Genomic DNA, 25,157 nt, shown 5'->3' on the forward strand with positions numbered 1-25,157 from the left:
TCACCGCTTGTATCGTAAAATCGCGCCCGTCTCAGGAGAACCCATGAAGCGCATCAACCTCACCCGCTACCTGATCGAAGAGCAGCGCGAGCACAACACCATCCCGGCCGAGCTGCGCCTGCTGCTCGAAGTCGTGGCGCGCGCCTGCAAGGCGATCTCGCACAGCGTCAACAAGGGGGCCCTTGCCGGCGTGCTCGGCTCGGCCGGCACCGGCAACGTGCAAGGCGAAACCCAGCAGAAGCTGGACGTGATCGCCAACGAAGTCCTGCTCGAAGCGAACGAGTACGGCGGCAACCTGGCCGCCATGGCCTCGGAAGAGATGGAATCGTTCTACGAGATTCCGCACCGCTATCCGAAGGGCGAATACCTGCTGCTGTTCGATCCGCTCGACGGCTCGTCCAACATCGACGTGAACGTGTCGATTGGCACGATCTTCTCGGTACTGCACATGCCCAAGGCCGGCGAGGCCGTGACGGAAGCCGATTTCATGCAGCCCGGCGTCAAGCAGGTCGCTGCCGGCTATGCCGTGTACGGCCCGCAGACCACGCTGGTACTGACCGTCGGCAACGGCGTGCACATGTTCACGCTCGACCGCGAAGTCGGCAGCTTCGTGCTGACCCACCGCGACGTGAAGATTCCGGTCGATACCAAGGAATTCGCCATCAACATGTCGAACATGCGCCACTGGGCCCCGCCCGTGCGCCGCTACATCGACGAATGCCTGGCCGGCACCGAAGGCCCGCGCGGCAAGGATTTCAACATGCGCTGGATCGCCTCGATGGTGGCTGACGTGCATCGCATCCTCACGCGCGGCGGCATCTTCATGTATCCGTGGGACAAGCGCGAGCCGGGCAAGGCCGGCAAGCTTCGCCTGATGTACGAAGCCAACCCGATGGCCTTCCTGGTGGAACAAGCCGGCGGCGCAGCCACCAACGGCGAGCAACGCATTCTGGATATCCAGCCCGAAAAGCTGCACCAGCGCGTGGCGGTCGTCCTGGGGTCGAAAAACGAGGTGGATCGCGTCACGCAATATCACCTCGAAGCCAAAAAAACGGCCTGACGACGCCATGTAAGACTGTTGTTGCCGCGGTTCTTGCAGAGCGACAAAAAGTTCTGTTAGAATCGCTGTTTCCGACGCCGCTGTAGCTCAGTCGGTAGAGCAGCGCATTCGTAATGCGAAGGTCACCAGTTCGATTCCGGTCAGCGGCACCAGGACATCACGCAAAACCCAAGCCTGTGCTTGGGTTTTGTCTTTTTGGGCGTAAAGCTGGCGTACTGCCAGTTCGCCACTGCCCATATCGGCCGCGAGACGTCTCTCGCCGTCATACCCCTCGCCCCCCCATGATGTATCGGCTGGGCCGTTGCGCCCGGCCTCGTCTGCGCAATAGCGGCTCCCATTGGCCGAGCCGCGCATAGCCGAATTGCGTCTGGCGTGCCAAACAGCGCACGCCAGACGCCTTCCACCGAAAGGAACCACTGCCCCGCCCTCAGGAGGGGCAGCGTTCCGGCAAAGCCGGGACATTTCCACACCGGGGTCAGCCCGCGAAATCAGTGGCTTCAGACGAGCCCTTCCACGCGTGCAGGTCCTTTGCGACCGCACTGGCCTTGGCAGCCGCGAGTTCGTTGGCGATCTTGCCGGCGAACAGGTGCAGCGGAGCCGATTCGACGTTTGCAGCCTGGATGATCAGAAGCGCGAGCTTGTCCGGGTCGCCGGCCTGGCGGCCGTGCAGGGTGCCGAGATGCAAGTCCAGCGAAGCCTTCGCCTCGGAGTAATCGTCGATCTGCCGCTTGGCAACGGCGAGCGCATCGCTCGACAGGAAGTCGGTGCGTACCGGGCCGGGATACACGACCGTCGCGCGGATACCGAGTTCGGCGACTTCGGCCGCGAGGGATTCCGTCACGCCCGATAGCGCGCACTTGCTCGCGACGTAGCTGCCCCATCCCGCATATCCGCCGTGATAGCCGACGATGGACGAGATGTTGATGATGTGCCCGCTGCGCTGCCGGCGAAGATGCGGCAATGCATGGCGCATGACCGTCATCGGCGCGAAGAAGTTGACTTCGAAGTTCCGGCGAAGCTCCTCGTCCGACAGTGCCTCGACGGTGCCTTGCTGCGCATATCCGGCGTTGTTCACGACGACGTCGACACCGCCGAACCGTTGCACGGTCTTTTCGATTGCATCCTGGACGCTTCGATCGTTCGTCAGATCGACCTCCAGCGGCAAAAAGCGGTCTGACGCGCGACCGAAAACATCGGTCAGCGATGCCGCGGCGCGCGAGGTAGCCGCGACCCTGTGGCCTTGCTCGAGCAAATGGGTGACGAGTTTCCGGCCAACGCCTTTCGACGCGCCGGTGACAAACCATGTGCGGGATACGGATTTCATGATGAACCTCCTCAGTTGCAGGTCAGGTGTTGGATGGATTGCTGTGTTCAGGGCAACGCGACGCTCATGCCGCCGTCGGCCATCACGACGGCGCCCACAATGAAGCTGGCCTTCTCCGACGCGAGGAATGCGATCACCTCCGCAATTTCCTTCGGCTGCGCGGCGCGGCGGATGGGCGCGTTCTTTCCGTGCTCGGCGAGGAACGCCTGTCCGTCCGCATGAATGTGATTCGTAATGTTGGTGATGACGTCGCCGGAGCCCACGGCATTGACGCGGATGCCGTGTTCGATCGCCTCGAGCGACAGCGCACGCGTCAACTGGGCGAGCGCGCCCTTCGAGGCCGCATACGCCGAGATCAGCGGAAAGGCCTGGTAACACGCGTAGGAACCCACGTTCACGATGGCCCCGCCCTTGGCCGGCACCATCGCGCGCATGGCTTCGCGCGAGAACAGGAATGCGCCCGTCGCATTGACGGCCTGAATGCCGTTCCAGTCGTCGAGCGACATATCGATCAGCGGCTTGTTGATGATGACCGCCGCGTTGTTGACCAGAATGTCGAGCCTGCCGAACCGCTCGATGGCCGTCGCCACGGCGCGCACGGCGCTTTCCTCGCGCGACACGTCGGCGACGAGCGGAACGATGCCCGGGCGGGCCAGCGCTTCCACGTTGCTGCCGCGCCCCACGGCGATCACGTTTGCGCCTTCGGCATGCAGCAGTTCGGTCGTGGCGAGGCCGATGCCGCTGGCTGCGCCGGTAACGATGGCGACCTTGCCTGCGAAGGCGCCGCTTGCGGTGCTGGGTGATGTCATGGTGTGCTCCTGGATCGGGATGGGTTGGCTGCTGCCATCGATGACTCAGAACGGGCTCGCCGTCGGCCGCACGACGATCTCGCTGACGTCGACATCGGCCGGCTGCTCCACCGCGTAAGCAATCGCACGCGCGATGGCGTCGGGTGTGATCGCGATGCGTCGGAACGTCTGCATGGCGGTCCGCGCGGTGTCGTCCGAGATCGAGTCAGCCAGCTCGGACTCCACGACGCCGGGGCAGATCACGGTCACGCGGATCTTGTCGGTTTCCTGGCGCAGGCCGTCCGAGATGGCACGCACGGCAAACTTGGTCGCGCAGTAGACGGCGGCCGTGGGCGACACGGAAAGGCCGCCGATCGACGAAATATTGATGATCTGTCCGCGTCCTTGCGCTTCCATCGTTGGCAGCACCGCCGCGATGCCATGCAGCACGCCGCGGATGTTCACGTCGATCATCCGATTCCACTCCTCCACCTTCAGCGCGTTGAGCGGCGAAAGCGGCATCACGCCCGCATTGTTGACCAGCACGTCGATGCGGCCGAACGCATCGAGCGCGAAGCGAGCAAATGCGGCCACGTCGTCGGCGGAGGTCACGTCGAGCTCGCGATAGCGAATGGCGCCGCCTGACGCCTCGATCGATTCTGCGAGCCGCGCGAGCCTGTCGGTACGGCGAGCGCCGATCACGACGCGATGTCCCTGTGCGGCAAGCAAGCGGGCCGCGCCCTCGCCGATCCCGCTGCTTGCGCCGGTGATCAGAATGACTTTGGACTGGTTTGAGACAGTTTCCATATTGCATACTCCTATCGTTGGCGATGAACTGGCCCCTGCTGTTCGAGCCCACCCACCCCATGTCCGATGCACGTTACACCGTGATACGAAGCGGTATTTCTCGTCGGCCGGTGATGGAATGATAGGAACGCGGTGAGGTTGCGCGAATACACGGACCGATGCCGTTATTGCCTATTCCTATCAATTGGTCGGCGGCGCATTCACCGTGAAGCTAGAATGGCGCGTGTAGCAAGCAACAGGAGGTTTGTCGTGTCGAAGAACCGCTCTCTTGCGTCCGTCAAGATGGTCCGCCTCATCGAGAAGCTGGCACCGAGCGAGGGATATACGCAGTCGGCGCTGGACAGCGTGCGGCTGATGCGTTCGGACCGGCCCCTTGGGCGCACGCCGGTGCTGTACGAACCCAGCATCGTGATCGTGTGCCAGGGCCGCAAGCTCGGGTTCCTTGGCAACGACGTCTACATTTACGATGCGCAGCACTACCTCGTGCTGTCCGTGCCGCTGCCGTTCTCGACCGAAACCCAGGCATCGCGCGAGGAACCGATGCTTGCCGTGTCGATTCGCCTCGACCTGCTCGAGCTCAGCGACCTGATCACGCAGATCGGCGCGTTCGGACGTCTACCGGACGCGGCGCCAAACGGCATCGTGTCGACACCGCTTGACGACCCGCTCGCAGATGCAACCGTGCGGTTGCTCGAAGCCTTGACGGTGCCGATGGATGCACACATTCTCGGGCCGGGCCTGGTGCGGGAGATCTGCTATCGGGTGCTGGCGGGCGCCCAAGGCGGTGCGTTATGCGCCGCGCTCGGGCACCACGGGCGATTCGGCCGCGTGGCAAAGGCGCTCAAGCGCATCCACGCCGACTATGCTTCTCCGCTGAACGTGCCCCGTCTTGCCGAAGAAGCCGGCATGAGCGTGCCGGCATTCCACGCCAACTTCCGCGCGGTGACACAGACGTCGCCGATTCAGTACATCAAGTCCACGCGGCTCCATCATGCGCGCCTCATGATGATTCGCGACGGCCTCACCGCCGCTGCGGCGGCTGGACGCGTCGGCTATGAAAGTACGTCGCAGTTCAGCCGGGAGTTCAAGCGCCTTTTTGGAAGAACGCCGGTGGAGGAGGCACGCGACATGCGCGAGTCCTTCTCCCTATCTCCGGCAGTTCACTTTGGTACCTAAGCCGTCTTTGATGCGGTCGCGTCGAGGACGACTTTGCCCCGCACGTGGCCGGCCCTGCTTAGATCCAATGCGCGGCCCGCTTCGAACAGCGGAAAGACCGACTCGACGTGGACGCGCATCTCGCCCGACGCATGGAGCGCGGCCACGTTCTCGAGCAGCGGCCCGTCGCTTCTGGTCGCAAAGTGGCGGCCCGTTGCCTGCGCTTCGTGGGCACGCGCCAGGTCCGGTTTGGCAACCGTCGATACCAGCGTGCCGCCCGGCTTGAGCACCGACCATGATTTCGCCTGGGTTTCGCCGCCGATGAGGTCGAGCACCAGGTCCACGCCTGCAACCCGTTTTGCGAAATCGTCAGCACGGTAGTCGATGAACTCCGTCGCACCGAGGCCTTTCACGTAGTCGCCATTTGCACCCGACGCCGTGCCGATGACATAGGCGCCGGCCAATCTGGCGAGCTGCACTGCCGCGCTTCCGATGCCGCCCGCGGCGCCATGGATCAGCACAGACTGCCCGGCACGCAAGGCGCCGTGCTCATGCAGCGCCTGCCACGCCGTCAACGACGCTGCGGGGATGGCGGCCGCGCTTGTGAAATCCAGAGACGCTGGTTTGCGCGCGAGCCGGCTCGCTTCGACGACGACGCGCGTGGCGTATGCGCCGACGATCCCGATAAAGCCCATCACTTCGTCACCGCGCTTCAGCGCCGTGACGTTGCGGCCCACTGCGATGACGGTGCCTGCAGCGTCCACGCCGGGCGTGAACGGTAGTGGCAGCGGAATGAATGCCTTCATGGCACCACTGACGATTTTCCAGTCGATGGGATTCACCGACGCCGCGGCGACATCGATCAGTACTTCGTTGTCGCCCGGCACGGGGTCGTCGAGCTCGGCAAGTGTCAGCTTGTCGGGGCTGCCATAGGCAGCAACTTGGATCGCTTTCATCAGATGCTCCTGGAGGGGACGCCCACCACTGGGGCATCGAGGGCAAGGGCGGCCTGGACGGGATCGAAATACTCGCGCAGATGCACGATGCGGCCGTCTTCGGCAGTCAGGAAAATGACGTACTCCTGGCGGTACGCGCGGCCGGTCGCAGCGATGCGTCCTTCGCCGCGAACACGTGCAATCGCATGCTCAGGGTCATCCGTGGCAGTCAGGATGGCATCGAAGAAGCGGAAGTCCTCGACCGCCCCCGCGAACCAGCCCGCGTGGCGCAGGACGGATTCCCGCCCGTCAAGCTTCAATGGATGGCCGAGGCTCGGCGCATAAGGCAGGTCCCACACGATGTTGTCGGCAATCAACTGCTGCCATTGCTGAGGGTCGTCCACCAGCCAGTCAAGGTGTTGCTGCAGAAGGGCTGTCGCAATGCTCATGATGTCGTCTCCAGCAATGCGAGGCTCAGGCGGCCGCACGCGTGACTGCTGCGCGGCGGTTGTCGATGCTGAAAGCGCCGGCCCCGAATGCGGCCACCTGCAGGAGCCCCCCGGCCATGGCGAGATTCTTCAGGAAGTGAAACATCTGGTTCTGGTCGCCGAGCGCGTGGTGGAAGATCAGCGCCGTCACGACGGCGTATACCGCAAGCAGGAGCGCAACCAGCCGCGTCTTGTAACCGACGACCAGCAGCGTGGCGCCCGCCAGCTCCAGCACGAGCGCGCCAATGAGTCCCAGGGCTGGGGCGGGAAGGCCAAGCGAGGCGATATAGGCCATCGTTGCAGCGGGCGCGGCCAACTTGCCAATACCGCTGATGAAGAAGATTGCAGCGATCAGCGTGCGGCCTACGGCCGGGACGGCCGAGTTGGCGTTCAGTTGGGCATTCAGGTTCGGGTTCATGTCAATCGTCCTTTTCAAAGAGTGGATGACCGAAGAGTAGAGACTTGACACGTATCCAGGAAGCCTATATTTCTAGATGAAATCAATCTACAAAATAGATACATGCTCGACGCCGTCTCGCTGGATCAGCTCCGCACCTTCATTGCGGCCTCCGAAGAGGGCAGCTTTTCCGCCGCAGGTCGCAAACTACGACGCGCACAGTCGGTGGTGAGCCATACCTTGGCCAATCTGGAAAACCAGATCGGCGTCAAGCTCTTCGACCGCAGTGCGCGCTATCCACGGCTGACGGATGAGGGAACGGCCTTGCTCGCGCAGGCGCGACTCGTGGTGAGCGGCATGGACGGGTTCAAAGCGAAGGCGCGCGCGATGTCGGATGGCCTTGAGCCGGAGTTGTCCGTGGTCGTCGACGTCATGTATCCGATGGCATCGCTGACGGACGCCGTTGGCGCATTCCGCGACGCGTTTCCACACACGCCTCTGCGGCTGTACGTCGAGGCGCTGGGCGCGGTCATGCAGCCGGTGCTGACCAACGCATGCCGGCTCGGCATCAGCGGATCGATGCCCTCAGTGCCACAGCTTCTGGATGCGGAGAAACTGCTGGATGTCCCGATGATCACCGTGGCGGCGCCGTCCCATCCGTTGGCGTCAAAGCCGGGGGTCATTCGTCCCGCTGAGCTCGACGAGCATGTGCAACTGGTGCTCACCGATCGCACGACGCTCACGGAAGGCAAGACCTTCGGCGTTTTCTCGCCGCATATATGGCGACTGGCCGATCTCGGCGCCAAGCATGCCTTCCTGCGCGCTGGATTCGGCTGGGGGCACATGCCGGTGGCGATGGTTCAGGATGACCTCGATTCGGGAAAGCTCGTGCCGTTGCAGCTTGAAGCCTTCCAACCGTACACGCCTCCGATCGCCATGTTTGCTGTCTACCGAAAGGACACACCGCCTGGCCCAGCTGGCCGTTGGTTCCTCAAGCGCCTAAAAGCCGGGCGCGATAACGAGCGACAGTGACGACCCCGCGCGTCCGCCCTTCCCTTCCGGAAGCAAGGCACCTCGGCTCCCCTCGCGCCCAGCCTATTGCTGATTCGGCGAAACAATCCCGAACCGCTCCATCTGGCGATAGACCGTCGCGCGCGCGATGCCAAGCTCGTGCGCAACGTGGGTGATGCGCCATTTGTTCCGGCGCAACGCAGCCAGCAGGATTTCCCGCTCGTTGTCCGGTGCGGCATCGGCCGCGACTGAAGCTGCGGCAGCCGTAGCGTCCGTCGTGCTTTCAAGAACCTCCGGCGGCAACGCGTCGACATCGATCAGGCCGTCGTCGCTCATGGCCAGCGCAAAGCGCAGCACGTTGCGCAACTGCCGGACATTGCCCTGCCACGGGTAGCTGCGCAGCACCGCCAGCGCAGCCGGCGCGAGTTGCGCGTGCATGTCGAGCTGGCGCGCTTCTTCTTCGACGATGCGGGCGATCAGGTAATCCTTGTCGCAACGCTCGCGCAGCGTGGGCAGGTGCAGCGTTGCGCCGCACAGCCGGTAGTAGAGATCCTCGCGGAAGCGCTGCTCGGCAATGAGCTGGCGCAGGTCACGGTGGGAGGCGGCAATCACGCGCAGGTCGACCGGCGTGGGCTTTTCCGAGCCCAGCGGCATCACTTCGCGTTCGGACAGCACACGCAACAGCCGGCTCTGCAGATGCAGCGGCATGTCGCCGATTTCGTCGAGAAACAGCGTGCCGCCGTCCGATTGGGCGATCAGACCGCGCATGCCCTTGCTGCGGGCGCCGGTGAAGGTGCCCGGCGTGTAGCCGAACAGTTCGCTCTCGATGAGCGACTCAGGAATGGCTGCGCAATTGACCGCAACAAACGCTTTGCTGCGACGCTCGCTCGCGGTGTGCAGCGCCTTGGCCAGGACTTCCTTTCCGGTGCCGGTCTCGCCTTGTACCAGGATGTTGAGTGGCTTGTTGGCCAGACGCTTGGCCTGCAGGATCAGCCGCTGCATCTGCGGGTCGTCGGCGCCGAGCGCCTCCAGGGCGGCACTGGCCTCGGGGCTGGGCAACACCGGCTGAGCTGCCGCCGCAGACGGCATAGACGGCTTGCTGGGCGCGCCCCTCGGCGGAATCCCCGTCGCGTAATACAGCCCGTGATCGAACATCCGAATCGCCGTGCGTTCGGATGACGTGCCAGCGCGGGCGATGCGCCACAGCTCGCTCATGTTTTCGCGAAACACTTCGGTCAGGAGGTGGCCACGCACATCGGCGTGCGGATCGCTCTCAAGCCGCAGCTTGCGCCGGCCACCGCTGTTTATGCCGCGAATCACGCCGTCGGCATCGAAGGCGACCATGATTTCGCTGTCCACATCCACCAGCGACCACGTTGACCCCAACCGCAGGATCCACTGATCGCGGAAGTAGCGCAGGAAGTTCGCGTCTTCGATCTTCTGCGCGTACATGGTGGTCATCTGCAGCGCGAGGTGCTGCCCTTCACGCGGGGCAGGCGCACTCAGTGCAGACACATCGAGCACGCCGAGGAAGTTGCCAGTCGGGTCAAACAGCGGCGCGCTGTTGCAGGTCAGCGTGATGTGGCAAGCGTCGAAATGATCGGTCTGATGACACGTCACCGGGGCCTGCTCGACGATGCAGGTGCCGACCGCACAGGTTCCGGCGCGCGACTCGCTCCAATCCGCGCCCAGGTACAGGCCAGAACGTTTCAGTTCGCGGTCGAGGTTGTCGTTGCCGATGAAGTCCACTGTGACGCCGTAGGCGTCGGTCAGCAGCAGCACGTAGTCGAGGCCGGAGACGCGCTTATAGAGCTGCTCCATGCCGGTACGCGCGACGCTCAGGAAGTCTTCGATCTGGTCCTTGTGTTCGCGCAGGCGCTGCGCCTCGACGATGTAGGCGGGTGTGGGTCGGCTGGGGTCGCGACCGTAGTCGTCCAGGCAGCGCCGCCATGAGCGCTCGATGACGCCTTGCGCCTCGCCCGGCTGCTGCGAGAAGGCGAGCAGCCGCTCGATATGTGCGCGGTGTGCTTTTTGCTGCACGACTGTCTCCTTAGCCGCCGCATTTGAAGGGTGCGATGCCCGCGCCGCCGGTCTTTGCCGGCCTTTGGAGCGAGGGCGGATGCGGTTCTACGCTAATCGATTTACCCGGTTGCCGCAACGTAGCAGCGCTGCACAGGCAACCGGGCTGGCTGGCTCAGATCTCCCTGCGGTTCAATGCCTCGGCAATGTATTCGGCCTGCCGGATCGCCAGGGCCACGATGGTGAGCGTGGGGTTGGCCGCCGAACTCGACGTGAACTGGCTGCCGTCGGAGATGAACAGGTTCTTCACATCGTGTGCCTGTCCCCAGCGGTTGACCACGCCGTCGCTGGCCTTCGCGCTCATGCGGTTGGTGCCCATGTTGTGGCTGGCCGGATAGGCAGGCATGTCGATCACCCGCGTCGCGCCCACCGCCTCGGACACCTTGCGCCACTGCACCAGGCCGTGCGCGGTGATTTTTTCGTCGTTCTCGTGATAGGTCTTGGTAACGATGGGAATCGGCAGACCGTACTGGTCTTTCTCGGTGGGATGCAGCGTGATGCTGTTCTGCTCGCGCGCAAGGTCTTCACCGCACACCCAGACGCAGCTCATGTGGTCGTACATTTCCATGGCCGAGGTGAAGTCGCGCCCCCAGCCGCCCGGCTTCATGAACGCGGCCGTGTAGGGCAGGTGAATGGCCAGACCTTCGAGGTAATAGCCGCCGACAAACCCGCGCTTGGTATTGAGCGGCACCTCATCGGCCACCACGGCCGCAATGTCGAAGCCGCGATACATGTAGACCGGCTTCTTGTGGATGGACACCGCCGCTGCCGTGGCGTGGTTCATGTAGTTCTTGCCCACCTGCCCCGACGAATTGGCGAGCCCGTTGGGGAACATGCTCGACGCCGAGTTCAGCAACAGACGCGGCGACTCGATGGAATTGCCCGCCACACAGACCACCCGTGCCTTCTGCAGCTGCTTGCGGCCCTTGTTGTCGACGTAGAGCACACCATTGGCGCGGCCCTGCTTGTCATGCTGAATCTGCAGCACCATCGATTCGGGCCGCAGTTCGACATTGCCGGTGGCCTGGGCACGCGGCACTTCGGTGTAGAGCGTCGACCATTTCGCGCCGATCTTGCAGCCCTGCATGCAAAAGCCGATCTGCATGCAACCGGGGCGGCCGTCATACGGTTCGGAGTTCGACGCGGCGGGGCGGACGATGTGCTTGTAGCCCACCTTTCTTGCGCCTGCTTCGATCACCTTGTAGTGGTTGTTTGGCGGCATGGGCGGCAGGCCGCTGGCCTTGGTGCCGCACACGCCCATCTTCTTCTCGGCCAGTTCGTAATACGGTTCAAGTTCGGACAGCGTGATCGGCCAATCCAGCACATTGGCCCCCTGGATTGCGCCGTACGTCGTTTTGGTGTGGAAGTCGTGTTCCTGAAAGCGCAATGCCACGCCGGACCAGTGCACCGTAGACCCGCCCACGCCCTTCACGATCCAGGCAGGCAGGTTTGGATACGTCTTGGTGTGATGCCAACCGCCCGCCGAGATGCGTTTGTCCAGCCACGAGATCTTGTTGAACATGGCCCATTCGTCGTTCTCGAAATCGGCCTGCGTGTAGTGCTTCCCGGCTTCCAGCACCACGCATTTGACACCGCGCTGCGCCAACTCGTTGGCGAGCGTGCCGCCGCCCGCGCCCGAACCGACGATCACAACGACGCTGTCGTCGTCGAGGGAAAACCTTGCCTGATCCGTCATGATGGTTGTCTCCGTTTTTTTTATGCGCTGGCGCTCAGAGCCAGTCGATGTCGTCGAAGCCGCGGTGCAGATAGCCGCCCTTCTGCCACGAGGAGCCCTCGTAGCCGAACAGCGGCCATAGCTTCTTGTTGTTGTAGAGGCCGGTGACCAGATCGCCCTGGACCTTCTTGAAGAAGGGCGTGGACTCGATGTCCTTGAGCAGCGCCACACGTTCGTTCTCGGTCTTCACCTGGATGTACGGCACGCCGTAACGCTGCCTTGCGCGTTGGTCCAGGTCGTGCACGCCGTTGATCAGCAGCGTCTTCACTGTCGAATCCTTGCCTGCAGCGGCGTCATAGGGCGCCACGGCCTCCACGTAGAACTTTTCGGCCAACTTGTCGTGCGGATAGATGTCGCGCGCCATGCGCACCAGCGTCCTGCCGGTGGCGGTGCCCAGCAGGGGAAAGCTGTGCTCGACCACGACGTCCTTGGTGACCGCCATGGCCGACGGCACGACCGTGACGCTGATGGCGGCCAGGCCGCTGCCGCGCAGAAAGCCGCGTCGCGACACCTTGGGTTGCTTGTCCAAAACGCGCATGGCAGGGCCAGCGGTTGGCGTGGGTTTCATGTTGGTTGCCTCCGTTATCGGGCGTGCACCGCGCGCGCCTTATCTTGTTGAAATGCACAACGTTGCCTGGCGGCTCATGGTCCCGCCGCGGCGGTCCGGGACACCTGCGACGCATATGGCGCGCCGTGGGAATGACGGGGTTCATTTGTGAGATCGTGCTCGCCAAGCACATCGACCAGCATGTGGTGCAGTCCTTCGGCCAGTACGGTGGCCAATAGCGGCGCGCCCAACTGCTCGGTACAGGACGTCGTACACGCTTGCAGGCGCTCCGCCTGCGCCGGATTCGCTCCCAAAGCCGTGCACAGCAGCGGCCAGTCCGGCGGCGAGACGAGCGTGCCGCACGTCAGCAGCACGCCCGTGCGGCGCCGTACCTGCGCGAGACCGACGATCTTGCGATGCCCGACCACCACTTCCCACGGCGACAGCGAGCCGAAGCAGGCCCACTTGAGCGACGGGGCCGGCGATGCTAACCGCACTTCCTCCGGCGGCACTGCATAGGCCGGAATGCCGAGGTCTCGCAACAGCCCTGCGTGCAGCACGCCCAGCCACCGGTAGCTCGACACCGTGCCGGTCCCCGCGACGAGCGGATGATCGGCGGGCAGCACGATCGATGCCGACAACATCCAGGGCCCGGCCAGCACCGCGCCGCCGCCAGCGTCGCGCACGACCACCGGCGTGGCGCCGCCTGCCATGCCCGGATGCAAGGCCGCCTGCGCACGACCGAGCACGACACCGGGGCCCGCATACGTCCACAGCCGCACCGCTGGCCGCAGGACCGGTTGCGCAAGCTGCGCGCGGTTCCAGTCCTGCTCGTCTGCGCAATGAATTCCATCGGAGAGGAAGGCGGCGGTCAGCATCACAGACCTTCAACGGTTTCCAGCCGCACCTTCAGATCGGTCAGGAAGCGTGCGGCCGGGTAACCGTCCACAGCGCGGTGATCGAAGATCAGATGCAGGCCCATCATTGGCGCGACCACGATGCTGTCGCCCTTGACCACCGCCCGCTTGGCAACACGCGTCACACCGAGGATGGCCACCTGCGGCACGTTGATGATGGGCGTGAAGCTGTCGATGCCCGTCATGCCGAGGTTGGTCACGGTGAAGGTGCCGTGCTGATAGCTGCCGGCGGACAACGTGCCAGCGCGGGCTCCTGCAGCCAGGCGGCGGCTTTCGGCGGCAATGTCGGCCACTGACTGCGCGTCGACATTGCGCAGCACCGGCACCATCAGCCCTTCATCCAGGCTGACGGCCAAGCCGATGTTGACGTCGGGCATCAACTCGATTTCTTTCTCGAGCGCGCGGGCATTCAGGCGTGGATGCTCGCGCAGTGTCAATGCCACCGCACGCAGCACGAAGGCCGTCAGCGTGACCTTGCACTGCGGCCCGAGCTGCTGCTGCAGTGCCTGCACGGCGGCTTCCAACCGGGTGGCATCCACCTCGATCGACTGCGCCACGCGCGGCACCTGCCAGGCAGCGCTCATGGTGCGGGCGATGGCACCGCGCATGCCCGCGAGCGGCACGACACGACGCTCGCCGGCATCGGGCACGAAAGCGACGGCTTGGTTCATGCTTTCGGCTCCAGCCGCGCCAGCACCGCGCCGCGCCCGAAGGTGTCCTGGGCCGCGACCTCCAGTGCGGCGACAACGCCATCGGCCGGAGCCGCCACCTCGTGCGTGGTCTTGACCAGCTCGACCACCGCCAGGGCCTGCCCCGCGCTCACCGCATCACCGGGCTTGACGAGCCAATCCTGCAACAGGGCCTCGGTGCCCTCTTCCACGTCCTGCCAGGCGGCGTCAGACATCAGTACGTCGATCATGCTGCTTCTCGCTTGAGTGAATGGAAAGCCGGTTGGTGCTGCACGAGTGCGCGCACCTGGGTGACGATGCTGTCGACCTGCGGAATGACGAACTGCTCGAGCGGTCGCGAGTACGGAATGGGCACGTCGGGCACCGCCAGCCGCCGCACGGGCGCGCGCAATGCCACGGTGTCGAGGTTCTCCGCCACGATGGCGGCAATCTCGCCTGACAGGCCGAAGCTGAGGTAGTCCTCGTCGGCCACCAGCAGACGGCCCGTCTTGGCCACCGAGCGGAGTACCGCCTGGCGGTCGAGCGGCACGATGGTGCGCAGGTCGATCACCTCGACATCGATGCCCTCGGCGGCGAGCTGCTCGGCCGCCAGCAACGACTTCTGCACCATCTGCGAGAGCGTGACGATGGTCACGTCGCGGCCTTCGCGCGCCACACGGGCCTGTCCGAACGGGATCGTGTAGGCCTCTTCGGGAACCGCGTTCGTGCTGCCCTCGAAGTAGGACATCCACGACAGGCCCATGATGCCCTTGTGGTAGCAGAAGATGACGGGGTTGTCGTCGCGGATGGCCTGGGTCATCAGGCCCTTGGCGTCGTACGCGTTGGACGGTACGACCACCTTCATGCCGGGCATGTGGGCAAAGCTGGCATACAGGCATTGCGAGTGCTGGGCCGCATCGTTGTAGCCCCCGCCGATGCCGGTCGTGATGACGGCGGGCAGCGCGACACGGCCGCCGGACATGTAGGTGTTCTTCGCCAGGTGGTTGTAGATCTGGTCGAAGCACACCCCGAAGAAATCCACGAACATCAGCTCGGCGATGGGACGCAATCCTTCCGCTGCTGCGCCGAGTGCCGCGCCGATGAAGGCCGTCTCTGAAATCGGCGTGTCCATGATGCGATCCGGCCCGAAGCGGTCGAGCAACCCGGTGGTGGCGCTGAAAATGCCGCCGTACTTGCCGATGTCTTCGCCCATGACGAAGACACGCGGGTCGCGCTCCATTTCCTGACCGATGGCTTCGGAAATGGCCTGCGCCATGGTGAGAGTGCGCGCGCCCTGCGCCGCGCCTTGTGAGGCTTGCATGGTGAGTCTCCTGTGATGGCCGCAGGGGCTGCTTAATGAACGAAAACGTGATCCAGCGCTTCGCCGGGTTCCGGATACGGGCTGTTGCGGCCGAAGTCGTAGGCCGCGTCAATGCGTGCCGAGATGGCGGCCCGCAGCGCGCTGTCGGCGTTGTCGTCGAGCAGCCCCGAAGCCCGCAGACTGTTGCCAAGGAGGTTGATGGGATCGGCCTCGCGCAGGTGCTTGGCCTCGTCCTTCGGGCGGTACGTTTCCGGGTCGCCCTGGAAGTGGCCGAGGTAGCGATCGGTCTTGACCTCGATGAGCGTCGGCCCCTCGCCGCGTCGCGCGCGGGCGATGGCCTCGCCGGCCGCGTAATAGACGGCCACGGCGTCGTTGCGGTCCACCAGCACGCCGGGCATGCCATAGCCGGCAGCACGTACATCGTTGGAAGGCACGGAGGTCGAATCGGCCTTCTCGACCGAGATGCCGTACTTGTTGTCTTCGCAGATGAAGACGACAGGCAGCTTCCACAGCGCCGCCAGATTCAACGACTCATGGAACGCGCCCTGATTGGCCGCGCCCTCGCCAAACACCGCAATGGCCACCCAGTCCTTGTTCAGCTTGCGCGCTGCGAGCGCCGCGCCGCAGGCTTGCGGCATGCTCGCGCCGACGATGCCGCTGCACGAGAACTTCGTCTCCGGGTGAAACAGGTGCATGTGGCCGCCCTTGCCGCGGCCGAGCCCCGTTGCCTTGCCGAAGATCTCGGCGGTCATTTCATTCAGGGGCACGCCCTTGGAGATGGCGAAATGGTGGGCGCGGTGCGGGCCAACCACGGTGTCTTCCGGCCGCAGATGCGCACACACGCCCACCGCCACCGGTTCCTGCCCCGCCGACAGATGCATCTCGCCAGGCACTGGCCCGGCGCCAATATCAAAGGCCAGGCCCTTCTGGATTTTCGGCGGCAACTTGCCTTCCAGATAGACCTTCGCCATGGCCTCTTCGTACTGGCGAATCTCGATCATCTTCTCGTACATCCACAGAAGATGTTGCGGTGTGGGGTCCATGCAAAGTCTCCTCTTGCTCTCGTATCGGTGTCCGGCTGCTGGGCCGGCTGACCGGGAATTGCAAGAGGGGTGCCAGCTGCAAGCGCAAGCGGCTCGCGTGCATCGAGAAAGCGCGCAGAGCCTTTAGTGGCAAGGGATTGCCGTCATGCGACCCGCGCTTGCGGCGCACCTGAAGTCGTCTCGTTAGAGACCAGCGGGGCGAGACAGACGTCGCAGCGAATGCGACAGGTGTCTCGCTCAACCGTCATGCGCCGGCAAAAGAAAAAGGGCCCGAAGGCCCTCTGTCTTGATGCAACCGCCAGCCAGATCACGCCGCCGGAATGCGCAGCTTCTGCCCCGGATAAATCTTGTCCGGGTTCGACAGCATCGGCTTGTTGGCTTCGAAGATGGCCGGGTACTTGTTGGCATCGCCGTAGAACTTCTTGGCGATGGCCGAAAGCGTGTCGCCGCGCTCCACGGTGTGCCACTGTGATTCCTGCGACTCGGTATTGACCGACATCTGATCATCGACCGACTTGATGCCTTCGACGTTGCCGCAGCACAGGATGATCTTCTCGCGCGTGGCTTGGTCGGGCGCCACGCCAAACACCTTGGCGGCATCGCCTTCCACCTGCACCGACAGTGCCGTGGCACTCAGGCCTTGTTGCGCGATGTAGTCCTGAATGGCTTGGCCCTTGGCATCGTCGGCTGCCTTGGCGGCACCGGCATCCGCCGGCGCATCGGCCGGGGCGGCTGCGGCGCTGCCGTGGAACAGCTTCTCGCCAGCCTCTTTGATGAAGTCAAAAAAACCCATAACGACCTCCATAAGTACACAACGGGGAACGGGAAAGCCGAAAGGCGAGCCCTGCGAGGCCCGCCCCGCCGCGGCAGTGTAGCCGCTCACCAACGGTGTCTCCATGACAGTCGCGTGCAATTGCAAACTTTCGACCTCGACCGGGCGGCCATGAGGCGCTTCGCCCACTTTGAATGCTGCGTCGCAACAAAATCACTGGCACACTGTCTTACCAAAACCGAAACCACTTGCGACCTCTCGGAATGCACGGGCACCATCGTCCCCATCCGAGCCCCTTTGCCGCCGCCATGCACCGTAATTGGATGAAATCCATCACCCGGCTGGTCGACGCCCTGACCACCCCGGGCTTTGGCCGCCAGTCGTGGCCGCCCAAACCCGTCAAGCCGCTCAAGCCGACCGCCCGCAGGGAAAGCCCACGCCGCGTGCGTCCGACGCCCACCCAGGGCACCTTCGTCCGCGAGCAGTTCATCTACGAACCGGAGTCGCCGGTCGTGGTGGCACGCCGGCCGGAATACTGGCTGTACACACCGCCCACGCGCGGCAGCAAGCCCCCCGCGCTGATGGTGATGCTGCATGGCTGCAAGCAATCGGCAGAAGTGCTGGCACACGGCACGCGCATGAATGCACTGGCAGATCGCGAGGGCTTTATCGTCCTGTACCCGGAGCAGCCGCGCCGCGCGCATCCGCAATGCTGCTGGCACTGGTATGACCCGGAGCACGCTGGCGCCCGCGAGGCGGACGGCATTGCCCAACTGATCGAGCAAACCCTGGAACAGACTGGCGCCGATCCTTCACGCGTGTATCTGGCAGGCTTGTCAGCCGGCGCCGGATTGGCCGGCCTGATCGCATTGCGTCATCCGAAGCTGTTCGCCGCATTGGCGCTGCATTCAGGCCCGGCGCTGGGCGTGGCGCGCTCGCCGGCATCTGCGTTGAACCTGATGCGCCGCGGAGCACGCGTCGACGCCGTCGAGGCGCTCTCCAGCGTGGTGAACGTGGCCGCCTACCCCGGCATGCCGACGATGCTGTTGCACGGCCTGCGCGACGAGGCCGTCAACCCCGCCAACCAAGCGCAACTGGCCGCGCAGTTCCGCGCGCTGAATCATCTAGGCGATGGGGGCACCGTCTCACGCGAAACCGCGCGCGGCGAGGGTTATGTCCTGCGCAACGACATGCGCGACGGCGAATGCATCGTCAGCCTGTGCCAACTCACCACGATGGGCCACGCCTGGAGCGGCGGCGACCCGCGCTACGCCTTCCACGCGCCGGGGCCAGACTCGACGTGGCTGTGGTGGCAATTCGCGCGCCGACACGTTCGCGACGCAGCGCTGGCCGCGTAAGTGCGCGTCAGAGATCGATCGACTGCTGGACGGGGTTCCGCCCCAGCAATTCATCGATCAAGCCATAGCCGCGCGTAAGCCCGGCATCTTCAGCGGCTTCACGCGTGGGCAGCGGGCGCTCGTCATGCGAATGAGCGACAAGAGTTTCGACCGCGGTTGGGTCTGCGCCTGACTCGCAGATGCGCACGACAAAATCCCACTGCGCGGGCCCCTGCCCGCTCCTTTCCGATTTGCGCTCGGCACGCGGAATGGCCAGTACATAGACGTCGAAGTCCTTGTACAGCTCGGTGCGCCAATTCGATTCCATTGTCATGTTGCCTCCCGGACGGCGCCGCTGCCGCTCATCCGGCGATTACGGCGTCGACAGAACTGCCTGCAAAAAACAGGCCGGTACATGAGCGGCCTGTCGTTGCATCATCAGCATTCGCCCTTGCGCGCGTGGCCCGGGGGGCAGTGATAGCGGTCATCGCGATCACGACCGCGCCAGCGGCCGTCGTCACCGCGGTCCCAGCCGCCGTCACGCATTTGCCAGCCGTGCGGCCCCTGCTCCCAGCGCGGCTCGCGCCAGTGGTAACCCGGTCGGCCGTGTTCGCGATAGCCGCGACGCCAGACGTAGCGGCCGTCACGCCATTGCCAGTAACCCGGCACCCAGACGTAGCCCGGCTGCAAGACCGGCACGGGCTCATATTGAGGCGGCGGCGGCGCGTAGGTCGGGCCGATCTGCACACCGATCGACACCTGCGCCTGCGCCGGCAAGGCGATCGAGCCTGCCACACCGGCCGCGGCCAGGCATGCAGCGAGAATCCATGCGTTCTTCTTCATATTGGGGACCTCCTTTTCAAACCCATCGAACTTGAGTGGATCGTAGCACCGGGTTTCGCCCGCGCCTCTAGGGTGTTACGCGGCGTTACCTCCGTTACCGGAAGCCGGAAATGTGTTCACGTTTGCGTGACGTTGCGGCCGTTCCTCGCCCAGCCACGCACAAAATGCCTGCACCACTTCGTCACCGAGATTGCGCGCCGGGCTGTACCAGTAATAGCTGCGCGCGACCAGTGAAAGGTCCGGAAACGGCGCGACGAGGCGCCCCTCCTCAAGATCCTCCGTGACGAGCGCCGATGGCCCCATCGCGACACCCAGCCCATCAATGGCAGCTTGGATCGACAGATAGAAATGCTCGAACGTCAGCGCATGCGCGGGACGCAGGTTCGGCACGCCGGCCAGCACCAGCCAGCTGGGCCATACCGAAGGCAACGTGTCCGAATGCAGCAGCGTGTGATGCCGCAAGTCCGACGGGGCCGCGAGGGGCAAGCGCTCCAGCAACCTCGGGCTGCACACCGGAAAACGGCTCTCGTCCAGAAAGCGCCCCGACTGAAAGCCCGCATGAATCTCCGGCCCGCCGCGGATGATGACGTCGAAATGATCGGGCAGGTCCGCGATCTCTTCGATGGACGTGGTCAGGCGCACCTCGACGCGCGGAAAGCGCATCTGAAACGTGGAGAGCCGCGGAATCAGCCAACGCATCGTGAACGTCGGGATGCTGTTTACGCGGAGGATGCGCACCGCGTCGCGGTCACGCAGCGCCTGGCTGGCCGTGCTGATGCGGTCGAGTGCCACCCCAATCTCGGCCAAGTAGCGCTGCCCCGCATCGGTCAGTTCAACACGCCGATTCAACCTGCGAAACAGCGCCACACCCAGCCACGCCTCCAGCGCCTGGATCTGACGGCTGATGGCGCCATGCGTGACGTTCAGTTCTTCGCCTGCGCGCGTAAAACTCAGATGGCGCGCCGCCGATTCAAAGGCGCGCACGGCATTCAGAGGGGGCAGTTTGCGCATATCGCGTGAGTTTTTTGCACAGATCGAGTCAGTATATATCGATTGTTGATCATGCTTGACGGCGCTACGCTGTCGCTTTCCTGCTCTCGCCGATTCAGCATCGAGTGAGAAAAATCGACTCGATTTTCACTTTCGCGCTCCGCGCACCCCGTCATCGTGACCCCCGCCGTCATCGCCCTGGTTCTCTGCGCCGCCCTGCTCCACGCGTCATGGAATGCGTTGCTGAAAAGCGGCTCCGACCGCCTGCGCGCCATCACGCTGATGACGCTGGCCTCGGGCGTGGCCGCAATACCGATGGCGATTGCATTGCCGTTGCCGGCGCCGGCTGCATGGCCCTATGTGGCGCTGTCCGCGGTGCTGCACGTCGGCTACAACGTGTTTCTGGCGCGGGCGTATCGGTTTGGCGAGTTCGGACAGGTGTACCCGATCGCGCGCGGCTCATCGCCGCTGCTCGTCACGGTGGGCGCGTCGCTCTTCGCGGGTGAAATGCCAGGCGCGATTGCACTCGCGGGCGTGGTGCTGGTGAGTAGCGGCATTCTGAGTCTCGCGCGCGGCCGCAAGGCCGATCTTGGCTCGACGCTGGCGGCCCTCACCACGGGCGTATTCATCGCGTGCTACACGGTGTGCGACGGCATCGGCGCGCGGGCGGCAGGCAATGCAAATGCATACTCGGCTTGGCTGTTCATGCTCGACAGCTTGCCGATGGTGCTGCTCTATCGCATGTGGAAAGGCCCGCTGAACATCGACGTGCGCGACGCCACTACGCTCAAGACGTTTGGCGGCGGCGTGGTCTCGCTCATCGCCTACGGCATCGTCATCTGGGCTGTGACGCTCGCGCCGATGGGGCCTGTGTCAGCCCTGCGCGAAACGTCGGTGGTGTTTGCCGCGCTGCTCGGCCGACTGTTCCTGAAAGAGTCGCTCACGGCGCGGCGCCTGTCGGCCTGCTCCGTCATCGCCTTCGGGGCCTACTGCCTCGGCCACCCGGCCTGAGTAAAAAAACTCACGCTGAGCGCGGCGGATATTTGACCTCGAGGATGTCGATCTGCTCGACGCCGGTCGGCGTTCTCAGCGGCACCGTATCGCCCTCGCGCGCCTTGATGAGCGCGCGCGCAATCGGCGAAATCCAGCTCACGTGCCCGATGTCCAGATCGACCTCGTCCATGCCGACGATGGTGATGGTCGTCTCTTCACCGCGCTGGTTGGCGTAGGTGACTGTCGCACCAAAGAAGATCTGGTCGTTGTCGCCCTGCAAGCTCGCGTCGACAACCTCGGCCTTCTCGATACGGCGCGTGAGAAAGCGGATGCGGCGATCGATCTCGCGCAGGCGCTTCTTGCCGTAAAGGTAGTCGCCGTTTTCAGAGCGATCGCCATTGGATGCGGCCCACGACACGATGCCGACCACCTCGGGCCGCTCGGTGTCGATCAGGTGCATCAGCTCTGTGCGCAAGCGCTCATAGCCCGCTGGCGTGATGTAGTTCTTGGAACCCGGCGGCAAGGGTGCAGCACCCTCGGGCAGATCGTCTTCGTCATCGCCGGAATCTTCCCGGACGAAAGCCTTGTTCATGATGGAAGCCACGGTGGATCAAGGCTCCATTATAGAAAGTTGGTCCCTCTCGAAGAAAAAGTGAAGAAGGGGGTTCACAAGACGGAAAATCTCTGTATAATCTCATTTCTCGGTTGCGGCTGTAGCTCAGTTGGATAGAGTACTTGGCTACGAACCAAGGGGTCGTGGGTTCGAATCCTGCCAGCCGCGCCAACCTAATACGAGAATGAAAAGGGCTTCCAGAAATGGAAGCCCTTTTCTTTTGTCCGCTTCGGACTCGCATACAGCGCTGCGTCAAAGCGATCTCGTCGCTCTACGTGTGCTGCAAGCGGACTACAAACAAAAAAGGCGAAGCCCGGTGGCCTCGCCCTTTCTTTGTTCCACCCGGAAGCATCAATCTCCGCCGCGATCCCGCGCAATGCGAATCACATCCGGGTTGCGTCGCAGCGCGCGCATCACATCGGCCAGGTGCACGCGGTCATGCACCTGAATCAGGAACGTCATGTACGTCGCTTCCTGATCGCCCTCCTGCTCCATCGACACGTGCGCCACGTTGGCATCGGCCGAGGTCAAATCCGCCGCCACGCGCGCGAGGATCCCCTTCGTATTGCGCACCAGCACCTTGATCGACACATCGAAGGCGCGTGTGGTGTGCTCGGCCCACATGACGTCGATCCAATGCTCCGGATCCTTGCCATGCAGGCGCTTGGCCACGCGACATTCCTGCACGTGGATCTGCAAGCCTTCACCCTTGCCGATATAGCCGACGATCGGGTCGCCGGGAATCGGGCGGCAGCATGACGAGAACACCATCGCCATGCCTTCGTCGCCACTCACGGTGACGGCAGGCGCCTCGTCGCCAGCGAAGGTGTGCACGGCCGCCATCAAGGCCTCATCACCGTCGTGACCGCCTTCTTGCAGAAGAATTTCCAGCCGGCGCGCAACCACGGCAGCCACCCGGCGACCCAGCGCCAGATCCGCGAAAACATCTTCACGCGCCTTGTTGCCCGTCCACTGCACGATGCGCTCCCACACCTGGGCCGACACGGCCTTCATGTCGATGCCGATCTGCCGCAGCGCCTGTTCGAGCAGACGCTCGCCCAGTTGAATCGCCTCATCCAGCTTGGCTGTCTTGAGGAAATGTCGGATCGCCGCGCGCGCCTTGCCCGTGCGCACGAACGTGAGCCATGCGGGGTTCGGCTTCGAGTACGGCGCCGTCACCACTTCGACGATGTCGCCGTTCTTCAGCTCCGTGCGCAGCGGCAGCAGCTCGTTGTTGATCTTGACTGCCACGCACTGGTTGCCCAGATCGCTGTGCACCGCGTAGGCAAAGTCCAGCGCCGTGGCGCCGCGCGGCAGTGCGCGGATCTCGCCCTTGGGCGTGAACACGTAGACGGCATCCGGGAACAGGTCGATCTTGACGTGCTCCAGAAACTCCTGCGAGTCGCCCGTCTGGCTCTGAATGTCGAGCAGCGACTGCAGCCACTGATGCGCTTGTTGCTGCGCGCGATCGGGCTCGTCGTGGTGCTGCTTGTACATCCAGTGCGCTGCCACGCCGGCTTCCGCAATCTGGTTCATCTCGCGCGTGCGGATCTGGAACTCGACCGGCGTGCCGAACGGCCCCACCAGCGTCGTGTGCAGCGACTGATAACCGTTGATCTTGGGGATGGCGATGTAATCCTTGAACTTGCCGGGCATCGGCTTGTAGAGGCTATGCAGCGCACCCATCGTCATGTAGCACTGCATCTGCGTGTCGACCACCACGCGAAAGCCATACACATCCAGCACCTGCGAGAACGACAACTGCTTGTCGTGCATCTTGCGGTAAATGCTGTACAGCGTTTTCTCGCGACCCGTCATTTCGGCCGGGATGCCCGCGTCGGTCAGCGCGCGCTGCGCCGTCTCCAAAATGCGGCTCACGACTTCGCGCCGATTGCCGCGCGCGGCCTTCACCGCCTTCTCGAGCGTGGCATACCGGAACGGCGAGCCGATTCGGAAGCTCAGTTCCTGCAACTCGCGATATGTCGTATTCAGGCCAAGGCGGTGCGCGATCGGCGCGTAAATCTCCATCGTTTCGCCCGCAATGCGGCGCCGCTTCTCCGGCGGCACGTGGTCGAGCGTGCGCATGTTGTGCGTACGATCGGCGAGCTTGACGAGAATCACGCGCACATCGCGCGCCATGGCGAGCAGCATCTTGCGGAAGCTCTCGGCCTGCGCCTGCTCGCGGCTCTGGAATTCGAGCTTGTCCAGCTTGGTCAGGCCGTCGACCAGTTCCGCGACCTTGGGGCCGAACTTCTCGGCCAGCTCGCTCTTGGTCACGCCCTGGTCTTCGATCACGTCGTGCAGCAGCGCTGCCATGATCGATTGCACATCCAGCTTCCAATCCGCGCAGATCTCTGCCACGGCTACGGGATGCGTAATGTACGGCTCTCCGCTTTGGCGGTACTGGCCCAGATGCGCTTCGTCGGAGAAGTGGAACGCCTCCTTCACCAGCTTGAGATCCGCCGGCTTCAGATACGACAGTTTCTCAGTGAGCCCAGAGATGGAGACGACTTGCTGCCGAGGCGGCGCTGCCGGCTGCGAGGTCGGGCCGAACAGATGCCGATAGGTCTGCTCCAGCACCGCATCGATGAAGAGCGTGTCGGCACCCTCGGGCCGGGCTGTCGGCTCGGCGGCGTCAGCGCTTGCGCTCTTGTGTAATTTTGGCGGCAGGGCTGCCCGCTCCCCTACCAGGTCGGCACCACGCGGATCAGGCAAGTTCGGCGCGCCCGTACGAGGCGACGCAGGGCCGGAGCCGGAAGCGGAGGACGGCATGGAAACGATGGATGCGGTAGAAGACCCCGAAGGCACCGTGGAGGCGCCCGGCGCAGAACCGGACGACCTCGCGGACGATTCCACCGACGGCACGTTGTGTTCGTGCGTGGCGGAATGTTGGGTCCTGGGCGAAGAAGAAGCGGGCGAGGTAGGCATGCCGGGGTCTAGTGCGTTCGCGGCTTTCACATCCATGAAAGATCGCTAGAACGATCAGTGACCGAGGCAGCGTACCACGCCGGGTAATGCCAAGTAACGCGCGTCAGCTCAGGACGGAACCTTCTTGAGCATCTCGATACCAACCTGGCCCGATGCGATTTCGCGCAATGCGGTCACGGTCGGCTTGTCCTTGGCATCGACCTTGGGCGTGTGGCCCTGCACCAACTGACGGGCGCGGTACGTTGCGGCCAATGCCAGTTCGAAGCGATTCGGAATCTGTTTCAAGCAATCTTCGACGGTAATACGCGCCATGAAAACTCCACCTGGTGGCAAATCTTGTTGATCTCGATATTTTAGCAGCAGCGCAGCACTCCCTTCGGACAGCCCTTGGGCGCAGGCGCTACCA

Annotated in this window: 27 protein-coding genes and 2 tRNA genes; 8 read left to right on the forward strand and 21 right to left on the reverse strand. The window is 64.0% G+C overall.

What is annotated here, in order from left to right:
* Positions 1–43 precede the first annotated feature (43 nt).
* Both R2669_RS07525 and R2669_RS07530 read left to right on the forward strand, forming a co-directional pair.
* Positions 44–1,060, forward strand: a complete 1,017-nt coding sequence (locus R2669_RS07525; protein WP_147214679.1) for a class 1 fructose-bisphosphatase — start codon at positions 44–46, stop codon at positions 1,058–1,060.
* Between the two features lie 76 nt (positions 1,061–1,136).
* A tRNA-Thr gene (locus tag R2669_RS07530) sits at positions 1,137–1,212 on the forward strand.
* Between the two features lie 323 nt (positions 1,213–1,535).
* Here R2669_RS07530 and R2669_RS07535 read toward each other — a convergent pair.
* Genes R2669_RS07535 through R2669_RS07545 form a run of 3 tightly spaced genes read right to left on the reverse strand, consistent with a single transcriptional unit; the run spans position 1,536 to position 3,979 of the window.
* Positions 1,536–2,384, reverse strand: a complete 849-nt coding sequence (locus tag R2669_RS07535; RefSeq protein ID WP_316899464.1) for an SDR family oxidoreductase — start codon at positions 2,382–2,384, stop codon at positions 1,536–1,538.
* Positions 2,385–2,431: 47 nt separating this feature from the next.
* A complete protein-coding gene (locus R2669_RS07540; RefSeq protein ID WP_104565727.1) occupies positions 2,432–3,193 on the reverse strand; it encodes an SDR family NAD(P)-dependent oxidoreductase in 762 nt (253 codons plus the stop codon).
* A gap of 45 nt (positions 3,194–3,238) precedes the next feature.
* Complete coding sequence (locus R2669_RS07545) at positions 3,239–3,979, reverse strand: SDR family oxidoreductase (protein WP_316873252.1); 741 nt, start codon at positions 3,977–3,979, stop codon at positions 3,239–3,241.
* Positions 3,980–4,261: 282 nt separating this feature from the next.
* Between R2669_RS07545 and R2669_RS07550 the strand changes: the two genes are divergently transcribed.
* Positions 4,262–5,155 carry an AraC family transcriptional regulator gene (locus tag R2669_RS07550; RefSeq protein ID WP_063391467.1) on the forward strand — a complete coding sequence of 298 codons (894 nt, stop codon included), beginning with the start codon at positions 4,262–4,264 and terminating at the stop codon, positions 5,153–5,155.
* Here R2669_RS07550 and R2669_RS07555 read toward each other — a convergent pair.
* Genes R2669_RS07555 through R2669_RS07565 form a run of 3 tightly spaced genes read right to left on the reverse strand, consistent with a single transcriptional unit; the run spans position 5,152 to position 6,975 of the window.
* Positions 5,152–6,090, reverse strand: a complete 939-nt coding sequence (locus tag R2669_RS07555; RefSeq protein WP_316899465.1) for an NADP-dependent oxidoreductase — start codon at positions 6,088–6,090, stop codon at positions 5,152–5,154. The genes R2669_RS07550 and R2669_RS07555 overlap by 4 nt on opposite strands.
* On the reverse strand, positions 6,090–6,518 hold the full coding sequence (locus R2669_RS07560) for a nuclear transport factor 2 family protein (RefSeq protein ID WP_063391469.1): 429 nt from the start codon (positions 6,516–6,518) through the stop codon (positions 6,090–6,092). The genes R2669_RS07555 and R2669_RS07560 overlap by 1 nt, the downstream gene beginning before the upstream one ends.
* A 25-nt stretch (positions 6,519–6,543) precedes the next feature.
* Positions 6,544–6,975 carry a DoxX family protein gene (locus R2669_RS07565; protein WP_104565723.1) on the reverse strand — a complete coding sequence of 144 codons (432 nt, stop codon included), beginning with the start codon at positions 6,973–6,975 and terminating at the stop codon, positions 6,544–6,546.
* A gap of 102 nt (positions 6,976–7,077) precedes the next feature.
* On the opposite strand from R2669_RS07565, the gene R2669_RS07570 reads away from it, so the two are divergent.
* Positions 7,078–7,986 (forward strand): LysR family transcriptional regulator, encoded by a 909-nt coding sequence (locus tag R2669_RS07570; protein WP_147214675.1) that lies wholly within the window; start codon positions 7,078–7,080, stop codon positions 7,984–7,986.
* Positions 7,987–8,049: 63 nt separating this feature from the next.
* Here R2669_RS07570 and R2669_RS07575 read toward each other — a convergent pair whose 3' ends face one another.
* The 9 genes from R2669_RS07575 to lysM form a co-directional block, all read right to left on the reverse strand.
* Positions 8,050–10,005, reverse strand: a complete 1,956-nt coding sequence (locus tag R2669_RS07575) for a sigma-54-dependent Fis family transcriptional regulator (protein ID WP_316899467.1) — start codon at positions 10,003–10,005, stop codon at positions 8,050–8,052.
* 154 nt (positions 10,006–10,159) lie between these two features.
* Positions 10,160–11,740, reverse strand: coding sequence for a GMC family oxidoreductase (locus R2669_RS07580; protein WP_316899469.1), 1,581 nt, complete (start codon positions 11,738–11,740; stop codon positions 10,160–10,162).
* 34 nt (positions 11,741–11,774) lie between these two features.
* Positions 11,775–12,347, reverse strand: a complete 573-nt coding sequence (locus tag R2669_RS07585) for a twin-arginine translocation signal domain-containing protein (RefSeq protein ID WP_316899471.1) — start codon at positions 12,345–12,347, stop codon at positions 11,775–11,777.
* 74 nt (positions 12,348–12,421) lie between these two features.
* Positions 12,422–13,204: a lipoate--protein ligase family protein gene (locus tag R2669_RS07590; protein ID WP_316899473.1), complete on the reverse strand. Its 783-nt coding sequence runs from the start codon at positions 13,202–13,204 to the stop codon at positions 12,422–12,424.
* A complete protein-coding gene (locus R2669_RS07595; protein WP_147214670.1) occupies positions 13,204–13,914 on the reverse strand; it encodes a dihydrolipoamide acetyltransferase family protein in 711 nt (236 codons plus the stop codon). Before R2669_RS07595 ends, R2669_RS07590 begins: the two co-directional genes overlap by 1 nt.
* Entirely contained in the window at positions 13,911–14,162 is a 252-nt protein-coding gene (locus R2669_RS07600; protein WP_102066446.1) for a lipoyl domain-containing protein, read from the reverse strand. Before R2669_RS07600 ends, R2669_RS07595 begins: the two co-directional genes overlap by 4 nt.
* Complete coding sequence (locus R2669_RS07605; RefSeq protein ID WP_102066447.1) at positions 14,159–15,232, reverse strand: alpha-ketoacid dehydrogenase subunit beta; 1,074 nt, start codon at positions 15,230–15,232, stop codon at positions 14,159–14,161. The genes R2669_RS07600 and R2669_RS07605 overlap by 4 nt, the downstream gene beginning before the upstream one ends.
* 32 nt (positions 15,233–15,264) lie before the next feature.
* Positions 15,265–16,275 (reverse strand): thiamine pyrophosphate-dependent dehydrogenase E1 component subunit alpha, encoded by a 1,011-nt coding sequence (locus tag R2669_RS07610; RefSeq protein WP_316873239.1) that lies wholly within the window; start codon positions 16,273–16,275, stop codon positions 15,265–15,267.
* Positions 16,276–16,582: 307 nt separating this feature from the next.
* The gene (gene lysM / locus R2669_RS07615) at positions 16,583–17,068 is read right to left on the reverse strand and encodes a peptidoglycan-binding protein LysM (protein ID WP_316899475.1); all 486 of its coding nucleotides are present in this window, start codon (positions 17,066–17,068) and stop codon (positions 16,583–16,585) included.
* A gap of 302 nt (positions 17,069–17,370) precedes the next feature.
* Here lysM and R2669_RS07620 point away from each other — a divergent pair, with 302 nt between their 5' ends.
* Positions 17,371–18,405, forward strand: coding sequence for an extracellular catalytic domain type 1 short-chain-length polyhydroxyalkanoate depolymerase (locus tag R2669_RS07620; protein WP_316899476.1), 1,035 nt, complete (start codon positions 17,371–17,373; stop codon positions 18,403–18,405).
* 7 nt (positions 18,406–18,412) lie between these two features.
* Here the strand turns inward: R2669_RS07620 and R2669_RS07625 are convergent, their stop codons facing one another.
* The 3 genes from R2669_RS07625 to gcvA form a co-directional block, all read right to left on the reverse strand.
* Positions 18,413–18,718 carry a hypothetical protein gene (locus tag R2669_RS07625; RefSeq protein ID WP_147214666.1) on the reverse strand — a complete coding sequence of 102 codons (306 nt, stop codon included), beginning with the start codon at positions 18,716–18,718 and terminating at the stop codon, positions 18,413–18,415.
* A gap of 104 nt (positions 18,719–18,822) precedes the next feature.
* On the reverse strand, positions 18,823–19,227 hold the full coding sequence (locus tag R2669_RS07630) for a YXWGXW repeat-containing protein (RefSeq protein ID WP_147214665.1): 405 nt from the start codon (positions 19,225–19,227) through the stop codon (positions 18,823–18,825).
* Positions 19,228–19,302: 75 nt separating this feature from the next.
* Positions 19,303–20,238, reverse strand: a complete 936-nt coding sequence (gene gcvA / locus R2669_RS07635) for a transcriptional regulator GcvA (RefSeq protein ID WP_316899479.1) — start codon at positions 20,236–20,238, stop codon at positions 19,303–19,305.
* A gap of 156 nt (positions 20,239–20,394) precedes the next feature.
* Here gcvA and R2669_RS07640 point away from each other — a divergent pair, with 156 nt between their 5' ends.
* Positions 20,395–21,228 (forward strand): EamA family transporter, encoded by an 834-nt coding sequence (locus R2669_RS07640; RefSeq protein ID WP_316899481.1) that lies wholly within the window; start codon positions 20,395–20,397, stop codon positions 21,226–21,228.
* 10 nt (positions 21,229–21,238) lie between these two features.
* Here the strand turns inward: R2669_RS07640 and greB are convergent, their stop codons facing one another.
* On the reverse strand, positions 21,239–21,802 hold the full coding sequence (gene greB / locus R2669_RS07645; RefSeq protein WP_027680979.1) for a transcription elongation factor GreB: 564 nt from the start codon (positions 21,800–21,802) through the stop codon (positions 21,239–21,241).
* A 115-nt stretch (positions 21,803–21,917) separates the two neighbouring features.
* On the opposite strand from greB, the gene R2669_RS07650 reads away from it, so the two are divergent.
* Positions 21,918–21,994 (forward strand) — tRNA-Arg (locus R2669_RS07650).
* Positions 21,995–22,174: 180 nt separating this feature from the next.
* Here the strand turns inward: R2669_RS07650 and R2669_RS07655 are convergent.
* Entirely contained in the window at positions 22,175–24,595 is a 2,421-nt protein-coding gene (locus tag R2669_RS07655; protein ID WP_316899482.1) for a RelA/SpoT family protein, read from the reverse strand.
* Here R2669_RS07655 and R2669_RS07660 point away from each other — a divergent pair.
* Positions 24,594–24,800: a hypothetical protein gene (locus R2669_RS07660; protein ID WP_186829261.1), complete on the forward strand. Its 207-nt coding sequence runs from the start codon at positions 24,594–24,596 to the stop codon at positions 24,798–24,800. The genes R2669_RS07655 and R2669_RS07660 overlap by 2 nt on opposite strands.
* A 59-nt stretch (positions 24,801–24,859) precedes the next feature.
* On the opposite strand, the gene rpoZ is transcribed toward R2669_RS07660, so the two are convergent.
* Positions 24,860–25,063: a DNA-directed RNA polymerase subunit omega gene (gene rpoZ, locus R2669_RS07665; protein ID WP_004630929.1), complete on the reverse strand. Its 204-nt coding sequence runs from the start codon at positions 25,061–25,063 to the stop codon at positions 24,860–24,862.
* Positions 25,064–25,157: the final 94 nt, after the last annotated feature.

The organism is Ralstonia edaphi, from assembly GCF_958350185.1.
GTDB classification, from domain to species: Bacteria; Pseudomonadota; Gammaproteobacteria; order Burkholderiales; family Burkholderiaceae; genus Ralstonia; species Ralstonia edaphi.